An 18747-nucleotide genomic window follows, 5' to 3' on the forward strand; every position below is an offset into this window, starting at 1 on the left:
AGAAAAGACAACGCCCCGGCAGGCTTGCTGCGCAGGGCGTCGAAGGAGGTTTTGTCGGGCTGGGCGCTCAGCGGTCCAGCTTCATCTCACGCCGGTACCACTGGTGGAAGTGGCGCATGCCGTCTTCCATTGGGCTTTGGTAGGGGCCGACTTCGTTGTCGCCGCGTTCCATCAGCGCGCGTCGGCCTTGGTCCATGCGCAGGGCGATCTCATCGTCCTCCACACAGGTTTCCATATAGGCGGCTTGATGAGCTTCGACGAAGTCGCGCTCGAAGGCGGCGATTTCCTCTGGGTAGTAGAACTCGACGATGTTGGCGGTCTTCTGTGGGCCCTGGGGGAACAGGGTGGACACCACCAGCACATGCGGGTACCACTCGACCATGATGTGCGGGTAGTAGGTCAGCCAGATCGCACCGGACTCGGGCGGGCGGCCTTCGCGGTACTTGAGCAATTGCGCGTGCCAGCGCTGGTAGACGGGCGAGCCGGGCTTGGCCAGATCCTTGTGGATTCCGACCGTCTGCACCGAATGGTGTTCACCAAATTCCCAGGACAGGTCGTCGCAGGTGACGAACTGCCCCAAGCCAGGGTGGAAGGGGCCGACGTGGTAGTCCTCGAGGTAGACCTCGATGAAGGTCTTCCAGTTGTAGGCGCACTCGTGCACATGGACCTTGTCCAGCACATAGCCCGAAAAATCGAGTTGGGCAGCTGCCCCTAGATTTTTCAGCGAGGCGGCGACGTCGTGACCGTTGTCCTCGAACAGCAGGCCATTCCACTCGCGCAGCGGGTAGTTGTTCAGGTTCAGGCAGGGATCGTGGTCGAAATGCGGCGCACCGATCAGCTCGCCCTGGAGGCTGTAGGTCCAGCGGTGCAAAGGGCAGACGATGTTGCTGCGGGTGTTGCCGCGGCCGCGCAGCATCACGGCTTGGCGGTGGCGGCAGACATTGGAGATCAGCTCCAGACCCTGCGGCGTGCGCACCAGGGCGCGCCCTTCGTTTTCCTGTGGCAGGGCGTAGTGATCACCCACCTCCGGCACGGCCAGGGCGTGGCCGATATAACGCGGGCCGGCCTTGAAGATCAGCTCTTGCTCGCGCTGGTACAGCTCCGGGTCGAAATAGGCGGGGACAGGCAGCTGGCTGGCTGCACTGGGTGCTGCGGTCGATGCTGCATGGGCAGCCGTGCCGGAGCTTTGTGGTGTTTCAATCAATGAGAGGTCGATGCTCAGGTCGGACATGATCCAAGTGGGTCTCCTAGAAACCGGGGTGTCGGCCTGTGCCGATGTAGCCCTTGGCGGGGCTCGATGGGAAAATTGGGTGAGGCGACGGGCGCCTGGGCCCCAGCCCCAGCAGGGGGCGAGCCGTATGCGCTCTGCCCGGCACGTGACCATCGGGCCGCGAGCAGGCAAAGAGGCGGGATTGTACCCAGGCCAGGCGAAATGCGCTGTCTCATGGCGTGACAGATGGCCGGCGCTGCGTGGCAAGCTTGTTACAGATCAAAAAAGTCGTGCTGAGCGGACTGACTACAATCGAGGTTTGCTTGAACGAACAATGACCCGATCCAGCAGTGCCTCCAAGGCCTCGACGAAGTCTGTCTCGACCGAGGCAGCTGCGTCCGAGGTTTCTCACCTCAGCTACGAGCAGGCGCTCGTTGAGTTGGAGCGCTTGCTTTCCGATATGGAGGGCGGCCAATTGCCTCTGGATCAATTGCTGGAAAGCTACCGGCGGGGCGCAGGCCTGTTGGGGCTGTGCCGTTCGCGCCTGCAGGCCGTAGAACAACAAGTCAAGGTGCTGGAGGTCGAAGGGTTGAAACAATGGGGAGAGTCCTGAGCGTGGATGCCGGTGTGTTTGAACAATGGATGCAGCGATCGCTCGCTGCTTGTGAAGTCGCGCTGGACGGTTTTGTCCCTGCCGATGCCCCGGTCGGCCTCGGCGAAGCGATGCGTTACGCCGTACTCGACGGCGGCAAACGCTTGCGCCCGCTGCTGGTGCTGGCCACTTGCGAAGCGGTGGTGGGGAACGGCGCAGCCGCCATGCGCGCGGCCTGTGCCGTGGAGCTGATTCATGCCTATTCCCTGGTGCATGACGACATGCCCTGCATGGATGACGATGTGCTGCGCCGCGGCAAGCCCACTGTGCATGTCAAGTTCGGCGAGGCTCAGGCCATGTTGGCCGGCGATGCGATGCAAGCCCTGGCTTTCGAGGTGTTGACGCCGGACCCGTCCGAATCGAGCGTGACTCCAGAGTTGCAGGCCCGTTTGTGCGGCTTGCTCGCCCGCTCGGCCGGTCATGCCGGCATGGCCGGTGGTCAGGCCATTGATTTGGCCAGTGTGGGCAAACAACTGGACGAATGCACCCTGCGTGATATGCACCGCCGCAAGACCGGCGTGCTCCTGCAAGCCAGTGTGATGATGGGGGCGGCTTGTGGCGACATCAGCCCGATGGCCCGTCAATGCCTGTCGGACTACGGCGCGGCCCTGGGCCTGGCCTTCCAAGTGGTCGATGACATCCTTGATGTGACCCAGGATTCTGCGGTGCTGGGCAAGACCGCCGGCAAGGACCAGGATGCCAACAAACCGACCTACGTGTCGGTGCTGGGCCTGGAGCCGGCTCGCAATCTGGCGCGCCAGCTGCGCGATGACGCACACCGCGCCCTGGCGGCCAGCGGCCTGAGCAACACCGCTTGGCTTGGCCTGTTGGCCGATATGGTCGTGGAACGAGACAACTGAGAAGCCGCGGCACCATCCATGAGTGACTCCCTGCTGCATACGATCAACAGCCCGGCCGATCTGCGCCGGCTGCCGCGCACCGACCTGCCCAAGCTGGCCGGCGAGTTGCGTGCCTATGTGCTGGACACCCTGTCCAATTCGCGCATCGGCGGCCATCTGGGCTCCAACCTGGGTACGGTCGAGCTGACCGTGGCTCTGCACTATGTGTTCAACACCCCGCATGACCGCCTGGTCTGGGATGTCGGCCACCAGACCTACCCGCACAAGGTCCTGACCGGCCGCCGCGAGGCGCTCAGCACCATCCGCCATATGGGTGGCATCAGCGGCTTTCCGCGGCGCGACGAAAGCGAGTACGACACCTTCGGTACCGGCCACTCGAGCACCTCCATCTCGGCGGCCCACGGCATGGCCATGGCCGCCAAGATCAAGGGTGAGGACCGCAAGGCCGTGGCCATCATCGGCGACGGCGCGATGACGGCCGGCATGGCTTTCGAAGCGCTGAACAACGCCGGCGTCGCCCATGGCGGCGTGCTCGGCGATGTGCTGGTCATCCTGAACGACAACGACATGTCGATTAGCCCGCCGGTGGGTGCGCTGAACAAATACCTGGCCCGGTTGATGAGCGGCAGTTTCTACACCACGGCCCGTGAAGGCGCCAAGTCGGTGCTCAAGAACACGCCGCTGTATGAATTCGCCAAACGCTTCGAGGAGCACACCAAGGGCATGGTCGTGCCCGGCACCATCTTCGAGGAGTTCGGTTTCAACTATGTCGGCCCGATCGATGGCCACGACCTCGATTCCCTGATTCCGACGCTGGAGAATCTGCGCAGCAAGAAGGGCCCGCAGTTCCTCCATGTGGTCACCAAAAAAGGCCAGGGCTACAAGCTGGCCGAGGCGGACCCGGTCAAGTACCACGCGGCGCCGGGCAAGTTCGACCCTTCGGTCGGCTTCGTCAAGTCGGCCACACCGGCCAAGACCAGCTTCACCCAAGTCTTCGGCGACTGGCTCTGCGATATGGCCGAGGTCGACAGCCGCCTGATCGGCATCACGCCGGCCATGCGCGAGGGCTCGGGCATGGTCGAGTTCCACAAGCGTTTCCCGACCCGGTATCACGATGTCGGCATTGCCGAGCAGCATGCGGTGACGGTGGCCGGCGGCATGGCCTGCGAGGGCATGAAGCCGGTGGTGGCGATCTATTCCACCTTCCTGCAGCGTGCGTATGACCAATTGATCCACGACGTGGCCCTGCAGAACCTGCCGGTGCTGTTCGCGCTGGACCGCGCAGGACTGGTTGGTGCCGATGGCGCCACCCACGCCGGCAATTACGACATCGCCTTCACCCGCTGCATCCCAAACATGGCGGTGCTGACTCCGGCCGATGAAAACGAGTGCCGCCAAGCGCTCTACACCGGCTACCAACACAGCGGCCCGGTGACGGTGCGCTACCCGCGCGGCGCCGGTGTCGGCACCGAGATCCAGAAGACCATGAGCCTCTTGCCCTGGGGCAAGGGTGAGTTGCGCCGGCAATCGAGCAAGCCGCAGCTTTCGGGCGCTGCCGGTGCGCCGCGCATCGCCATCCTGGCTTTCGGTACCTTGCTCTACCCGGCCCTGGAAGCGGCTGAGCAACTCGATGCAACCGTGGCCAATATGCGGTTTGTGAAGCCGCTCGATGTCGAGCTGGTCACCGAACTGGCGCGCAGTCATGACGCCCTGGTCACCGTGGAAGACGGTTGCCTGATGGGCGGTGCCGGTTCGGCGGTGATGGAGGCTTTGCAGGCGGCTGGCCTCAATCCGCCGGTGCTGGTGCTGGGCCTGCCCGATGAATTCATCGAGCATGGCGAGGTGCCCAAGCTGATGGCAGCTTGCGGCCTGGACGCCAGCGGCATCGAACAAGCCATCCTCAAGCGCTTCGGCGCTCGGCCCAGCTTGCTGCGTCCCGCGGCCAATCAGTGAGCGTTTTGCGAAGACCTTGCCTCGGCAAGGTCGGTCGCTTGCTGGCAAGCTGAGGCTCTCAGGGTTATCCCGATATTTCAGCGGCCGCATTGCCGGGCTGCGCACCAGATTGCATGAACCAAGTCACCAGCGCCCTCCACATTCCCGACACCCAGAGCGAGCGCGATGAGCGCCACCTCGTCATCCAGCGCGTCGGCGTCAAGGATGTGCGCTACCCGCTGCAGATCCAGATCGGCACGCAGGCGCAGCCCACCGTGGGCACCTGGACGCTGGACGTCAGCCTGCCCGCCGAGAAGAAGGGCACGCACATGTCCCGCTTCGTCGCCTGGCTCGACGCCTTGCAAGCGCCGCTGGATGCAGGCTCCTTGCGTGAACTGCATGGCCAGATGCTGGCCAAGTTGGAGGCGGTCGAAGGGCGCATCGAAGTGGCGTTCAGCTTCTTCATCCGCAAGCGCGCGCCGGTCTCGGGCATCGAAAGCCTGTTGGACTACCAAGGCCGCCTGATTTCAGAAACCCGTGCTGGCCAGACGACGGTCTGGGCCGAGGTGGCCGTGCCGGTCAAGAGCCTGTGCCCTTGCTCCAAAGAGATCTCCGACTACGGCGCCCACAACCAGCGCTCGCTGGTGACCGTGCGTGCCGAAATCGGCGCTCAGCCGGTCAGCTGGCAAGAGCTGGTGCGTTTCGCCGAAGAAAGCGCCTCCAGCGAAATCTGGCCTCTGCTCAAGCGCAGCGACGAGAAGTGGATCACCGAGCACGCCTACGAGAACCCCAAGTTCGTCGAGGACTTGGTGCGTGATGTGGCTCTGCGTTTGAACGCTGATCCGCGCATCGGCCGCTACACCGTCGACGTGGAGAACTTCGAGTCCATCCACAACCATTCGGCTTACGCGCGCATCGAGCGGCTCTGACAGATTCAGCGGAGCGCTTGCTCCAAGGCGCGGCTCATGCGCTCAGCCTGAGCCTGCAGCGACTGCAAAAAGCTCTGTGCCAGCGGCTGCGCCGGCCGGTACAGCGGCAGCAGGGCCGAGACCTGAAAAGGCACGGATACGCTGAATCGGCGTAGCTGCAGCCCAGAGCCGGCCAGGGCCAGCGCCGTCAAGGGATTGACGATGGCCAGGCCTAAGCCTTGCTGCACCATCGCGCACACGGCCACGGCGCTGTGGGTTTCCACGCGCAGACGGCGCTGTACGCCGGCATCAGTGAACAAGGCATCCAGCTGAAGCCGGTAGGGGTCCTCGGCCGAGAGGCTGATGAAGTCCTGGCCTTCAAAGTCGGCCGGCTGCAGGACCTTTCGCTCCAGGAGCGGGTGGCCCGCGGGCAACACACACACCTCATCCAGGGTCAGCACCGGCACTCGCTGTGTGCCCTCGGCGCTGTGCGCCTGCTGCTCGCTCAGGCCCAGGTCGAAGCGCTGGGCGGCCATCCATTCCTCCAGCAGTGGAGATTCCTGCGGCGTGATGGACAGCTGGGCCGCCGGGTGGGCGGACAGAAAGTCGGCGCAGGCGGCGGGTAGCAGGGCATGGCTGAGCGCCGGCAGGCAGAGCACGGCCAGCTGCACCTGTTCGTCTCGACCCAGCTGAGCCGCGCGGCTGCGGATGCGGTCCAGTCCCTGGTAGCTGCGCTGCACTTCCTCGAACAGGGCCAGGCCCCGCGCCGTGGCGCGCAGGCGGCCGCGTTGACGCTCGAACAAGGCATAGCCCAGCAGTTGTTCCAAGCGGGCCAGCTCGCGACTCAGCGTCGGCTGCGAGCTCCGCAGCAGCAAGGCCGCCTCGGTGACGCTGCCGGCCGTCATGACGGCGCGGAACACTTCGATGTGGCGCAGGCTGATGTCAGGGCTCATGCCGACAGCATATCCAAAGTGAATGAGCTGTAGACAATTCAATATTTGAATGAATGACGTGGCGCTGGCATTCTTCGCTCATTCCCTGAACCCCGCCCGCGAGAGACTGCCCATGCCTGCTGCCACCCTGACCCCCACCCGCTTGCAAAACCTGGCTCAGACCTTAGGCACGCCTTTATGGGTCTACGACGCCGGCACCATCCGTGAGCGCATCGCCGCGCTGCGGGCGTTCGATGCCATCCGCTTTGCGCAAAAAGCCTGTTCCAACACCCACATCCTGCGGCTGATGCGCGAGCAGGGCGTCAAGGTCGATGCCGTTTCGCGCGGCGAGGTGCTGCGTGCCTTGGCGGCCGGTTACCGCGCCGATGGCTCGGTGCATTCGGACATCGTCTTCACGGCCGACCTGCTGGACCGCGAGACCCTGGCGACCGTGATCGAGCACCAGGTGCCGGTCAATGCCGGCTCCATCGACATGCTGCACCAGCTGGGCGCGGCCTCACCGGGCCACGGCGTCTGGCTGCGCATCAACCCCGGCTTTGGCCACGGCCACAGCAACAAGACCAACACCGGTGGCGAGCACAGCAAGCATGGCATCTGGCACGCCGACCTGCCGGCCGCCCTGGAGGCGGTGCAGGCGCACGGCTTGCGCCTGATCGGCCTGCACATGCACATCGGCTCGGGCGTGGACTACCGCCATCTGTCCGAAGTCTGCGGCGCCATGGTGGACTTGGTGCGCCAGGTGCAGGCCGCGGACATGGACCTGCAGGCAATCTCGGCCGGCGGCGGCTTGTCCATTCCTTACCGTGAAGGTGAGCCGGTCATCGACACGGCGCACTACTTCGGCCTCTGGGACCAAGCTCGCCAGCAGGCGCAAACCCTGCTGGGCCACGCGCTGCAGCTGGAGATCGAGCCGGGCCGCTACCTGGTGGCCGAGAGCGGCGTGCTGCTGGCCGAGGTGCGCGCCAGCAAGGACGTGGGCCGCAACCATTTCGTGCTGGTCGACGCCGGCTTCAACGAGCTGATGCGCCCGGCCATGTACGGTGCCTTCCATGCCATGAGCCTGCTGCCCGTCGATGGCAAAGAGGCGCGCGCCGAGCGGCCCACGGTGGTCGCCGGCCCGCTCTGCGAGTCGGGTGATGTGTTCACGCAAGTGGACGGTGGCGTGGTCGAGCCGCGCCTGCTGCCGGCTGCCCAGGTCGGTGATGTGCTGGTCATTCACGACACTGGGGCCTACGGCGCCTCCATGTCCAGCAACTACAACAGCCGGCCGCTGGCGGCCGAAGTGCTGGTCGACGGAGAACAGCAGCGCTTGATCCGCCGCCGGCAGACCGTGGAAGAGCTGCTGACGCTGGAATCCTTCTGAGAGCTTGAGAGTTTTCTACTGCGCGGCCGCCATGCGTCGTTGGTCCGGTGTTGGCTCCGACATCACATTCGCTTCGCGAATATGAGTCTCGCCGCAACTGCGTTGTCGGAATCCTCACGTACAGGAAGTACGTTCCGGTTCCTGTGCTCCGTCCGCCTAGCCTGACGGCCGCTCACTACGAAAACTCACAAGCTTTGCGCGCATGACGGTGGCATGACGTTCCGACATGGTCCCCGATAGTCCGGCTCAATAGGCACAAGCAATGACAGTGATTTGATTAATCAAACCAGCAAGCCGGGGCTTGCTTTTATGATTCGTCCATCGCAGGTTTTCGAGCTTGTCCTGTTCTTTCTGCTCTGTTCCGTTCTGTCTTTCAACCCAAAGGAAACGTCATGTCCCTGATCAACACCCAAGTCCAGCCCTTCAAGACTGAAGCCTTCCACAACGGCAAGTTCATCACCGTCAGCGATGAAAGCCTGAAGGGCAAGTGGTCTGTGCTGATCTTCATGCCGGCTGCCTTCACCTTCAACTGCCCGACCGAAGTGGAAGACGCGGCCGACAGCTACGCTGAGTTCCAAAAGGCTGGTGCCGAGGTCTATATCGTCACCACCGACACCCACTTCTCGCACAAGGTCTGGCACGAAACTTCGCCGGCCGTGGGCAAGGCCAAGTTCCCCCTGGTCGGCGACCCGACCCACAAGCTGACCCGCGCTTTCGGCGTGCACATTGAAGAAGAAGGCCTGGCTCTGCGCGGCACCTTCGTGATCAACCCGGACGGCATCATCAAGACCGCCGAAGTGCACTCCAACGAAATCGCCCGCGACGTGTCGGAAACCCTGCGCAAGCTGAAGGCCGCCCAGTACACCGCCGCCAACCCCGGCCAAGTGTGCCCGGCCAAGTGGAAGGAAGGCGCCAAGACCATCGCTCCTTCGCTGGACCTGGTCGGCAAGATCTAAGTAGTCGTCTGACCTTGATCTGATCGAATGAAGATTGAATTCGCAGGCCCGGGAGGGCTTGCGAATCCCCCAGCGCAAGGCTTGATGTCAAAGCAACGCTGAAAGCGTCCCGGCCTCCGCCAGGGTGTTTTCAGAGTGGCTTTGTAGCGCCACGCCTGAACAACACCTAGGAGAGTCACCATGTTGGACGCCGCCCTGAAGTCCCAGCTCAAGTCTTACCTTGAGCGCGTCACCCAGCCTTTCGAGATCATTGCCAGCCTGGACCAGCGCGAGGCCTCGAGCGAATTGCTCGGCCTGCTGCAGGACATCGCGGCCATGTCCGACAAGATCATCCTCAAGACCGACGGCCAAGCCGAACGCCGCCCGTCCTTCGCGCTGAACCGCGTCGGTTCGGACATGAAGCTGAGCTTCGCCGCCATTCCGCTCGGCCATGAGTTCACCTCCCTGGTGCTGGCCCTGCTGTGGGTGGGCGGCCACCCGCCCAAGGTCGAGCCGGAAGTGCTGGAGCAGATCCGCGGCCTGGACGGCGACTACAGCTTCGAGGTGTACATGTCCCTGAGCTGCCACAACTGCCCGGACGTGGTGCAGGCGCTCAGCCTGATGGCCGTGCAGAACCCGCGCATCCAAACCGTCATCATCGACGGCGGCCTGTTCCAGGACGAGGTCAATGCCCGTGAGGTCATGGCCGTGCCCAGCATCTACCTGAACGGCCAGGTCTTCGGCTCCGGCCGCATGACGGTGGAAGAAATCGTCGCCAAGCTCGACAGCAGCACCGCTGGCAAGGATGCGGCCAAGCTCTCGGCCAAAGAGGCGTTCGATGTGCTGGTGGTCGGCGGTGGCCCGGCCGGCGCGGCCGCCGCGGTTTATGCGGCGCGAAAGGGCATTCGCACCGGCATCGCCGCCGAGCGCTTCGGTGGGCAGGTCAACGACACCTTGGCGATCGAGAACTACATCTCGGTGCTGGAAACCGATGGTCCCAAGTTCGCCATGGGCTTGGAAGCCCATGTCAAAGCCTATGGCGTCGATGTGATGAATCTGCAGCGCGGGGACAGCTTGATCCCGGCCGCTGAACCCGGCGGTCTGGTCGAGATCAAGATGGCCAATGGCGGCTCGCTGAAATCCAAGACCGTGATCCTGAGCACCGGCGCGCGCTGGCGCAATGTCAATGTGCCCGGCGAGCAGCAGTACAAGAACAAGGGCGTGGCCTACTGCCCCCATTGCGACGGCCCGCTGTTCAAGGGCAAGCGCGTGGCGGTGATCGGCGGCGGCAACTCCGGCGTCGAAGCCGCGATCGACCTGGCCGGCCTGGTCGCTCATGTCACCTTGATCGAATTCGGTGAGGCCTTGCGGGCCGACGCGGTGCTGGTCAGCAAGCTCAAGAGCCTGCCCAACGTCAGCATCCACACCCAGGCGCAGACCACCGAGCTGACCGGCGACGGCCACAAGCTCAACGGCCTCAGCTACACCGACCGTGCCACGGGCGAGGCGCGGCACATCGAGCTGGACGGCGTGTTCGTGCAGATCGGCCTGGTGCCCAACACCGAGTGGCTCAAGGGCGTGGTCGAGCTGAGCAAGCATGGCGAGATCGTTGTCGACGCCAAGGGCCAGACCTCGGTGCCGGGCGTGTTCGCGGCCGGTGACGCCACCACCGTGCCTTACAAGCAGATCATCATCGCTGCCGGTGATGGCGCCAAGTCGGCCTTGAGCGCCTTCGATTACCTGATGCGGCAGCCGGCGCTCTGAGCGTGGCGCTGCTGCGGCGCTGGATTGGCGCCTGGGCTCCTCTTTCAGTTCAGCCGGCTCCTAGGCTGCGCCAAACCGGGCTCAGGCCCCAGGCCCAGGCCGCTGCAGCCAGCGCTGCGGTGTAGAGGCAGGCCAGCAGGCCGGCGCCCAGCGCGTACAGCACCAAGAGGCCGTCGCGCAAGGCCAGAGCCAGGCCCAGCAGCGCCAAGCAGAGGGCCGGCAGCACATTGCCCAAGGGCAAGGGCAGGAAGATCAGCGCGCCCATCAAGGCCACCAGCGCCGCCATCCCTGGCTGCGGGCCGGGCTGCGGCAGCAGGCCCGGCAGGCGCTGCGGGCGCGCGAAACGGCCCGCTTGGCCGTAGAGCCAGGCCATCAGCAGCAAGGCCCGGCGTGCCCAGCGGGCCGGCATCTGAAAACCTGCCACCCGCTGCGGCAATGCGCCCAGGCGCTCTCCTCGCCACAAGGGCAGGGCCAACATCATGAGCGCCAGGCCCATGACATTGCCCACCCCCGGCACAGGCAGCACGCAAGGTGCCGCGAGGAGCAGCAAGAGCGAGCCCAAGGCAGCAGAGCCCTGCCAGGCGGCCAGCTGAGCCAGGGTGACAGGTGCTGTCGTCAGACCCTCGGCCGCAGCGCGCAGGCGCTGTTGCGGTGAATGTGGCGGCGGCTCCTCCGTCGCTGGCAGTGGGTGAGCTGCTGGGTCGGTCGACATAGGGATCCAAGTGTCCCTGGCGCATGTGACGGCCGTGTGCGGCGCTGCTGTGACAGCGCAGGCGCGGCTTCATGACAGCGTCACGGCTTCTTCATCAAGCCTGCCTAGACTCGCCAGCCATTGGTCGACCCGGCCGCTTCTTCGACCACACCCATGATGGCCCGACTCCTCGGTCTGCTCTTGCTGGCCAGCCTGCTCAGCGCTTGTTCACCACGCCTGCTCCTGGTGCGCGGCGTGGCCGATGAGTTGGCCGGTCAGGGGCAGGCGGAGGAGGAAGACCTGGGCCTGGCGCGCGAGTCCGGCGCCTTTTACCTGAAGCTGTCGGAATCGTTGCTGCGCCAGACCCCGGACCATCTCGCCCTGGCCGAATCGGTGGCCGGCGGCTTCACGCAGTACAGCTATGCCTTTGTGGCTTTCGAGGCTGAGCGCCTGGACGGCCGCGATGCCCGCGCCGCGCAGCTGCTGCGCCAGCGCGCCGCACGCCTGTACCAACGCGCCCAGCGCCACGCCATGACGGCGCTGGAGCTGCATCACGGCGGCACCCTGCTCAAGGCCTTGCAGGGCGGGCAGTCACTGCCGGCGCTGCCGCCCGAACAAGTGGGCCTGGCCTACTGGGCCGCGGCTTCTTGGGGCGCCGCCATTTCTCTGTCCAAGGACCGCCCCGAAGCCGTGGCTGATCTGCCCATGGTGCAGCGCCTGGCCGAGCTGGCCTGGGCGACCCGGCCCGAGCATGGCGATGGCGCGCTGGCCGGCTTGCTGGGCACGCTGGAGTCGGCCCGTCCGGGCGGCAGCAGCGCTCGCGCCGAAGCCCTGTTCGCGCAGGCCATCGCCGCCGGCGGCGGCCGCAATGCCGGTGTCTACGTCGGCAAGGCCGAGTCCCTGGCCCAGCCGGCCGGCGACCGCGCGGCCTTCGAAGCCTTGCTGCGCCAGGCCTTGGCCGTGCCCGGCAACAGCCTGGGCAACCAGGTGATGCGCGTGCGCGCGCAATGGCTGCTCGACAGCGCCGACGATTTGTTCTGAGGCCGGCGCGGCCTCTTGAGCCCCTTCCTCTCACACCGCCGAACTGCGAATCCACCATGACACGATTGAACCGCCGCCACGCCGCCGCCCTCTTGGCGGCCCTGTTCACCGCTGCCACCTCCTGGGCGCAAGCGCCGGTGCAGCTGCGCATCGGCAGCCTGGTGCCCAAGAATTCGCAGTACCACCAGCAGCTGATGGAGATGGGCGAGGGCTGGCGGGCGGCCCAGGGCGGCAATGCTCGCTTTGTGGTGTTCACCGATGGCAGCCAGGGCGGCGAGGCCGAGCTGGCGCGGCGCATGCGCATTGGCCAGTTGCAAGGCGCGCTGATGTCGGTGGTGGGCTTGCGCGAGATCGAGCCGACGGTGGCCGCCTTGCAGAACCTGCCCCTGCTGTTCCGCAGCTGGGAGGAGGTCGACCATGTGCGCGAGAAGATGCGCCCGGCCATGGAGCAGCGCTTTCTCGAGCGCGGCTTTGTGGTGGTGGCCTGGGGCGATGCCGGCTGGGTGCGCTTCTTCTCCAAGGAGCCGGCGTCGCGGCCCGATGACTTCAAGCGCATGAAGTTCTTTGCCTGGGGTTCAGAGCCCGAGCAACAGGCCATCATGAAGAACCTCGGCTACACGCCGGTGCCGCTGGAAACGGCCGACATCCTGCCGGCCATGCAGACCGGCATGATCAGCGTGGTGCCATCGACGCCGTATTTCGCCCTGGCCAGCCAGATCTACAACACCGCCTCGAACATGCTGGACATCAACTGGGCGCCCATCGTCGGCGCCCTGGTGGTCACCAAGAAAGCCTGGGACGCCATGACCCCGGCGGCCCAGCAGGCGCTCAAGAGTGGCGGCGAGAAGGCCGGCTTGGCGATGCGCCAGCAGGCGCGCCGCGAGGTGGACGAAGCGGTGGAGGCCATGAAGAAGCGCGGCCTCAAGGTCAACAAACCTTCGCCCGAGCAGATGCGTGAATGGAACGAGCTGGCCGAGCGCCTCTACCCGCGCATCCGCGGCAGCATGGTGCCGGCCGAGACCTTTGACGAGGTGTTCCTGCACCTGAAGGCTTACCGCGCCGGCAAGGGGCAGTGAGCATGCTCTTGGAAACGACGTCGGACCCCTCCAGCACATCAGCGCCCAGCAGCTTGGCTCAGAAGCTAGGCCGGTTTGACGAAGGCCTGGCTTCACTGGCCCTGGCCCTGATGGTGCTGCTGCCTCTGGCCGAGATCGCGCTGCGCCCGCTGATGGGCCGAGGTATCGAGAACGCCTCCGTGCTGGTCCAGCATCTGGGCCTGCTGCTGGCCATGTTCGGTGCCGTCGCGGCCGAGCGTCATGGCCATCTCAGCACCTTGGGCAGCGGCTTGGGGCAGCGTGGCAGTGAGCGCAGCCGGGCCCTGGTGCAGGCGGCGGCCAAGGGCAGCGCCGCGCTGCTCTGCGGCATGCTGGCCTGGGCCAGTTGGAGTTTTGTCGCCAGCGAGCTGGAGACGGCGCATCCGCTCGCCTACGGCCTGCCGACCTGGTGGGTTCAGGCGGCCATGCCGCTTGGTTTTGCCCTGCTGGGGCTGAGGCTTGCCAGCCGTTGCGCTCAGGGCTTGTGGCTTCGCTTGGCCCTGTGTTTGGCCCTGCCGCTGGCCGGCTGGCTGTTGGCCGCAGCCGCTGATGGTCAAGGTGGCCCGCTCTGGCCGGCGCTGACCCTGCTCCTGCTGGCGCTGCTGGCCGGTGCGCCGGTGTTCGCGGTGCTGGGCGGCTTGGCGCTGGCCTTGTTCTGGAGCGATGGCCTGCCGCTGGCCTCCATCGCGCTGTCGCATTACCAGATCACGGTCAACCCTTCGCTGCCGGCCTTGCCGCTCTTCACCCTGGCCGGCCTGGTGATGGCGCGCACCGGCGCGGCGCAGCGCCTGGGAGCCTTGTTTGTGGCCTTGTTTGGCGGCGGCGCGCGCGGCACAGTGTTGGCGGCGGCGGTGCTGTGTTCGGCCTTCACCGCCTTCACCGGCGGCAGCGGCGTGACGATTCTGGCGCTTGGCGGCCTGCTGCTGCCCTTGCTGCGCAATGCCGGCTACCCGGAGCAGCGCGGCATCGGCCTGGTCACCAGTGCCAGCGCCCTGGGTGTGCTGCTGGCGCCCTCGGTGCCGCTGATCATGTATGCCGTGATCGCCCGCGTGCCCATCATGGACATGTTCCTGGCGGGCCTGCTGCCGGCCCTGGTGATGGTGGCGTGTCTGCTGCTGTTCGGTGGCTTCTTGCGCGGCAGCGCGCCAGCTGCATCAGAAGCGGGTGTGCGCCCCAATCTGCGCCAGGCCCTGGCGGCAGCCTGGACGGCCAAGTGGGAGCTGCTGGCGCCTGTGGTGGCGATCGGCTCGCTGGCCAGCGGCCTGGCCACACCGACCGAGAGTGCGGCGCTGACGGCGGCCTACGCGCTGCTGACTCAGGCGCTGGCCCACCGCGAACTCAGCTGGCGCCTGCTCGGGCGCTGCCTCTCGGAATGCGCGCAGCTGATCGGTGGCGTGATGCTGATCTTGGGCATGGCCCTGGCGCTGACCAATTTCCTCGTCGATGCGGGCATCCCCGATCTGGCGGTGGAATGGGTGCAGGGCGCGATCCCCAACAAATACCTGTTCCTGCTGGCGCTGTGCGCGTTTCTGTTCCTGGCCGCCGCCTTGATGGAGATCTTCGCCGCCATCGCGGTGCTGGTGCCCCTGTTGCTGCCATTGGCCCAGAGCTACGGCATAGACCCGGTCCACTTCGGCATCATTTTCCTGGCGGCCATGGAGGTCGGCTTCCTGTGCCCGCCCGCCGGCATGAACATTTACTTTGCTGCCGCGATGTTCGACAAGTCCATCCGCTATGTGGCCCGCGCGGTGCTGCCGGCCATGCTGGCCATCTTCGTGGGCACGCTCTTGGTGGCGGTACTGCCGGTGCTCAGCACCGGGCTGGCGGCGCTGTTGGCACGAGCACCCGCCGGCTGAGAGCTTGTGAATTTTCTACTGCGCGACTGCCATGCGTCGTTGGTCCGGTGCTCGGAATCCTCCCGTACAGGAAGTACGTTCCGGTTCCTGCGCTCCGTCCGCCTCGGCCAGAGGCCGAGTCCTTCGCTAGGCAGATCCAGTCCTCAGGACTGGATCAGTCCGAGCTCAGCCTAGCCTGACAGCCGCTCGCTACGAAAATTCTCAAGCTCTAAGCTGCGCTGCGGGGGGGGGGCTGTGTCCCGCCGCTTTGGTTTCAGTTCGTGGTGGCGGAAACCTGACGGCTTCGCAGCAGGCCTTCAATGCTGTAGATCGCCAGCGCCGCCCAGATCAGGCCAAAGCCGACCAGGCGGGTGGCAGCAAATGGCTCGTGATACAGCCAGACGCCCAGCATGAACTGGATGCTGGGCGAGATGTACTGCAGCAGGCCCAGCGTGGCCATGGGAATGCGGCGCGCGCCGGCGGCAAATAGCAGCAAGGGCGCGGCCGTCAGGGGGCCGGCGAACAGCAGCCAGAGCAGGGTGGAGGGCGCTTCGGCGCCTTGCGCCAGGGCGCTCTGGCCCTGCCAGGTCCACCAAGCCATGGCGGCAGCGGCCAGAGGGGCGAGCAGCAGGGTTTCCAGGGTCAGGCCTTCCAGCGCACCGAGCGGGGCAATCTTGCGCAGCAGGCCGTAGACGCCGAAGCTGGCCGCCAGCACCAGTGCCACCCAGGGCAGGCGCCCGGTCTGCAGCGTCAGCCAGAGCACGCCGGCCGCGGCCAGGCCCACGGCCAGCCACTGCAGCGGCCGCGGCCGTTCGTGCAGCACCGCGAATCCCAGGGCCACATTGACCAGGGGGTTGATGAAATAGCCCAGGCTGGCGTCCAGCACATGGTCGTTCTGCACCGCCCAGACGTAGGTCAGCCAGTTCACCGACAAGAGCAGGGCCGAGAGCAGAAAGGCCGCCAGCACCTTGGGCTGGCGCAGCACCTGGCCCAGCCAGGCCCAGCGCTTGAGCACCGCCAGCACGCCGAGCAGAAACACCATGCACCAGAGCGTGCGGTGGGCCACCACCTCCAGCGAGGGCACTTGAGCGATCTGCTTGAAGTAGAGCGGGAACAGGCCCCAGAGCGTGTAGGACAGGGCGGCGAAGAGCACGCCGCGGCTGAGACTGTTGGAAGGGCTGCCGCTGCTGTTCATGCCCCATTGTCGGCCCGAAGTTTGGGTCTCTGGCTGCCGTCGATCGGGAAACTCTGCTCGGGCAAACACGGGGTGCGCAGCTTGGAGGTCACGTGGCCCAATCGCGGCAGCCGTGGCGCGCCGCCCGCGGGGGTCAGGTCTTGCGACAGCTCGCCTTGACGCCCGCAATTGAGCGCGCTGGCGCCTCTTTTTGTCATTCAAGGCCAGACCATGCTCCCTCGTTCACTTGCCGCTGCACTGATCCTCGGGCCCATCCTGCTGAGCACGGGGGCCGTTCAGTCCCAGACCCCGGCGCCGACCTCCGCCGGCGCCGCCGCGCCCTACGACTTCAAAGCCAACTACACCAAGTACGAATACCGCATCCCGGTGCGCGACGGCGTGCGCCTGGCCACCACGGTCTACGTGCCCAAGGACAGCAGCAAGAAATACCCCATCCTGATGACGCGCACGCCCTACAGCTGCGCGCCTTATGGCTCCGACCGCTACAGCGGCCGCCTGGCGCCCAGCGAGGATTTCCTCAAGGCCGGCTACATCCTTGTCTGCCAGGACGTGCGCGGCCGCAATATGTCTGAGGGGCGCTTTGTCGAGATGACGCCCCATGTGCCGAACAAGAAGAGCAAGAACGATGTCGACGAGAGCAGCGATATGCACGACAGCGTGCAGTGGCTGCTCGACCATGTGGCGGGCCACAACGGCCGGGTCGGCATCTGGGGCAATTCCTACCCCGGCTTCTACAGCGCCGCGTCCATCATCGATTCGCACCCAGCCATCAAGGCTGCCTCGCCGCAAGCGCCCATTGCCGACTACTACAAGGGCGACGACGGCTACCACGGCGGCGCCTTCATGCTGGCCCACAACTACGGCTTCTTCACCAGCTTCAAGCCCCAGCCCAACCCCACCTCCGAGCCCTCGCGCTGGGGTGATTTCCGCTACAGCAGCGGCGACGCCTACAACTACTTTCTCAAGCTGGGCAATCTCAGCACTATCGCCAAGAGCCTGGGCACGCCGGGCAACCCCTATTTCAACGACCTGATCGAGCACGACAGCTACGACGAGCACTGGAAGCCGCGTTCCATCACCCCGCACCTGAACGGCATCCGCGCCGCCGTGCTGACCGTGGGCGGCTGGTTCGACGCCGAGGACCTGCCCGGCCCCTTGGCCATTTACCGCAGCATCGAAAGCCGCAACCCGGGCATCAGCAACCAGATCGTCATGGGCCCCTGGCGCCACGGCGGCTGGTTCCGCACCGCGGGCAAGTCCCTCGGTTCGGTGGGCTTCGGTGGCAACAACAGCGAGTACTTCATGAAGCAGGTGATGCTGCCGTTCTTCGAGCAGCATCTGCGCGGCCAGGGAGAGGCAAAGATCGCTGAAGCCACCATGTTCGAAACCGGCAGCAATGTCTGGCGCCACTACCCGGCCTGGCCGCCGGCCGAGGCGAAATCGCGTCGCCTCTATTTCCAGGCCGGCGGCAAGCTGGATTGGCAGTCGCCGGCTGCAGCTGCAGGCACCGAGGCGATGGACCGTTACGTCAGCGACCCCAGCAAGCCCGTGCCCTTCACCAGCTATGCCGCCCAGGGCATGCCCGCCGAGTACATGGTGGGCGATCAGCGCTTCGCCGCCACTCGGCCCGATGTGCTGGTCTACCAGACCGAGGTGCTGGATCGTGACCTGACCGTGGCCGGCCCGATCAAGGCCCGGCTGTATGTGTCCTCCACCGGCAGCGACAGCGATTTCATCGTCAAGCTGATCGACGTCTACCCGCATGACATGGAAGACGAAAGCCCCTCCGGCCCACCGCCCAGCGACGTGCCGCCGCCGCGCCAGACCCTCAACAGCTACCAGCAGCTGGTGCGCGGCGAGCCGCTGCGCGCCCGCTTCCGCAAAGGCCTGGACAAGCCCGAGGCCGTCGTGCCCGGCGAGGTCATGGCCCTGGACATCGAGCTGCCCGACGTCAACCACAACTTCCGCCGCGGCCACCGCCTGATGGTGCAGGTGCAAAGCAGCTGGTTCCCCTTGTTGGACCGAAACCCCCAGCGCTTTGTGCGCATCAAGGACGCTGCACCCGAGGATTTCCAGCCGGCCACCCAGACCCTATTCCGCTCGGGCGAGCGGGCGTCTCAGCTGGAGATGCGGGTGATTGAGGGGCCATGAGCCTGCTCAAGCAGAGCGCTGCAGGGTGAAGATCGGCCATTCTGAAGTTCTTGCGACTGATGAAGGCTGAGTCTGGAGTTGCCGCTTCGGCACTCCGCCATGTGCTGTTTCGCCAGTCCAAGGGCCTCTGACTTGCGAGTTGGCGTGCATCAGCGCGGGTCGG

15 protein-coding genes are annotated in these 18747 nt (G+C 65.7%); 11 read left to right on the forward strand and 4 right to left on the reverse strand.

Features of this window, described 5'->3' with window-relative positions; genetic code table 11:
- Positions 1-67: 67 nt before the first annotated feature.
- On the reverse strand, positions 68-1231 hold the full coding sequence (locus tag LNV23_RS08615) for an aromatic ring-hydroxylating oxygenase subunit alpha (protein WP_263562604.1): 1164 nt from the start codon (positions 1229-1231) through the stop codon (positions 68-70).
- Positions 1232-1544: 313 nt separating this feature from the next.
- Here LNV23_RS08615 and xseB point away from each other — a divergent pair, with 313 nt between their 5' ends.
- From xseB to folE2, 4 genes are all read left to right on the forward strand, one after another.
- Entirely contained in the window at positions 1545-1823 is a 279-nt protein-coding gene (xseB, locus tag LNV23_RS08620) for an exodeoxyribonuclease VII small subunit (protein WP_263562605.1), read from the forward strand.
- A gap of 29 nt (positions 1824-1852) precedes the next feature.
- Positions 1853-2722 carry a polyprenyl synthetase family protein gene (locus LNV23_RS08625; protein ID WP_263562606.1) on the forward strand — a complete coding sequence of 290 codons (870 nt, stop codon included), beginning with the start codon at positions 1853-1855 and terminating at the stop codon, positions 2720-2722.
- Between the two features lie 18 nt (positions 2723-2740).
- Positions 2741-4675, forward strand: coding sequence for a 1-deoxy-D-xylulose-5-phosphate synthase (gene dxs / locus LNV23_RS08630; protein ID WP_263562607.1), 1935 nt, complete (start codon positions 2741-2743; stop codon positions 4673-4675).
- A gap of 113 nt (positions 4676-4788) precedes the next feature.
- Complete coding sequence (folE2, locus tag LNV23_RS08635) at positions 4789-5583, forward strand: GTP cyclohydrolase FolE2 (RefSeq protein WP_263518222.1); 795 nt, start codon at positions 4789-4791, stop codon at positions 5581-5583.
- Between the two features lie 5 nt (positions 5584-5588).
- On the opposite strand, the gene LNV23_RS08640 is transcribed toward folE2, so the two are convergent.
- A complete protein-coding gene (locus LNV23_RS08640; protein WP_263518220.1) occupies positions 5589-6515 on the reverse strand; it encodes a LysR family transcriptional regulator in 927 nt (308 codons plus the stop codon).
- A 112-nt stretch (positions 6516-6627) separates the two neighbouring features.
- Between LNV23_RS08640 and lysA the strand changes: the two genes are divergently transcribed.
- The 3 genes from lysA to ahpF all read left to right on the forward strand — a co-directional run bounded on the left by lysA (position 6628) and on the right by ahpF (position 10577).
- Positions 6628-7878, forward strand: a complete 1251-nt coding sequence (gene lysA, locus LNV23_RS08645; RefSeq protein WP_263562608.1) for a diaminopimelate decarboxylase — start codon at positions 6628-6630, stop codon at positions 7876-7878.
- Between the two features lie 392 nt (positions 7879-8270).
- Positions 8271-8834, forward strand: coding sequence for an alkyl hydroperoxide reductase subunit C (gene ahpC / locus LNV23_RS08650; RefSeq protein WP_263518217.1), 564 nt, complete (start codon positions 8271-8273; stop codon positions 8832-8834).
- Positions 8835-9014: 180 nt separating this feature from the next.
- A complete protein-coding gene (gene ahpF / locus LNV23_RS08655) occupies positions 9015-10577 on the forward strand; it encodes an alkyl hydroperoxide reductase subunit F (protein WP_263562609.1) in 1563 nt (520 codons plus the stop codon).
- 49 nt (positions 10578-10626) lie between these two features.
- On the opposite strand, the gene LNV23_RS08660 is transcribed toward ahpF, so the two are convergent.
- Positions 10627-11289: an exopolysaccharide biosynthesis protein gene (locus LNV23_RS08660; protein WP_263562610.1), complete on the reverse strand. Its 663-nt coding sequence runs from the start codon at positions 11287-11289 to the stop codon at positions 10627-10629.
- Between the two features lie 153 nt (positions 11290-11442).
- Between LNV23_RS08660 and LNV23_RS08665 the strand changes: the two genes are divergently transcribed.
- The 3 genes from LNV23_RS08665 to LNV23_RS08675 are packed head-to-tail and all read left to right on the forward strand — an operon-like array spanning position 11443 to position 15259.
- Positions 11443-12309 carry a TRAP transporter TatT component family protein gene (locus tag LNV23_RS08665; RefSeq protein WP_263562611.1) on the forward strand — a complete coding sequence of 289 codons (867 nt, stop codon included), beginning with the start codon at positions 11443-11445 and terminating at the stop codon, positions 12307-12309.
- Between the two features lie 56 nt (positions 12310-12365).
- The gene (locus LNV23_RS08670; protein WP_263562612.1) at positions 12366-13385 is read left to right on the forward strand and encodes a TRAP transporter substrate-binding protein; all 1020 of its coding nucleotides are present in this window, start codon (positions 12366-12368) and stop codon (positions 13383-13385) included.
- A gap of 8 nt (positions 13386-13393) precedes the next feature.
- A complete protein-coding gene (locus LNV23_RS08675) occupies positions 13394-15259 on the forward strand; it encodes a TRAP transporter large permease subunit (protein WP_263562613.1) in 1866 nt (621 codons plus the stop codon).
- Between the two features lie 253 nt (positions 15260-15512).
- Here the strand turns inward: LNV23_RS08675 and rarD are convergent, their stop codons facing one another.
- The gene (rarD, locus tag LNV23_RS08680; protein ID WP_263562614.1) at positions 15513-16433 is read right to left on the reverse strand and encodes an EamA family transporter RarD; all 921 of its coding nucleotides are present in this window, start codon (positions 16431-16433) and stop codon (positions 15513-15515) included.
- Positions 16434-16643: 210 nt separating this feature from the next.
- On the opposite strand from rarD, the gene LNV23_RS08685 reads away from it, so the two are divergent.
- On the forward strand, positions 16644-18584 hold the full coding sequence (locus tag LNV23_RS08685; protein ID WP_263562615.1) for a CocE/NonD family hydrolase: 1941 nt from the start codon (positions 16644-16646) through the stop codon (positions 18582-18584).
- The last annotated feature ends 163 nt before the right edge of the window (positions 18585-18747 follow it).

Origin of the sequence: Kinneretia sp. DJ1R-11 (genome assembly GCF_025717595.1) — a bacterium.
GTDB lineage: Bacteria > Pseudomonadota > Gammaproteobacteria > Burkholderiales > Burkholderiaceae_C > Paucibacter_A.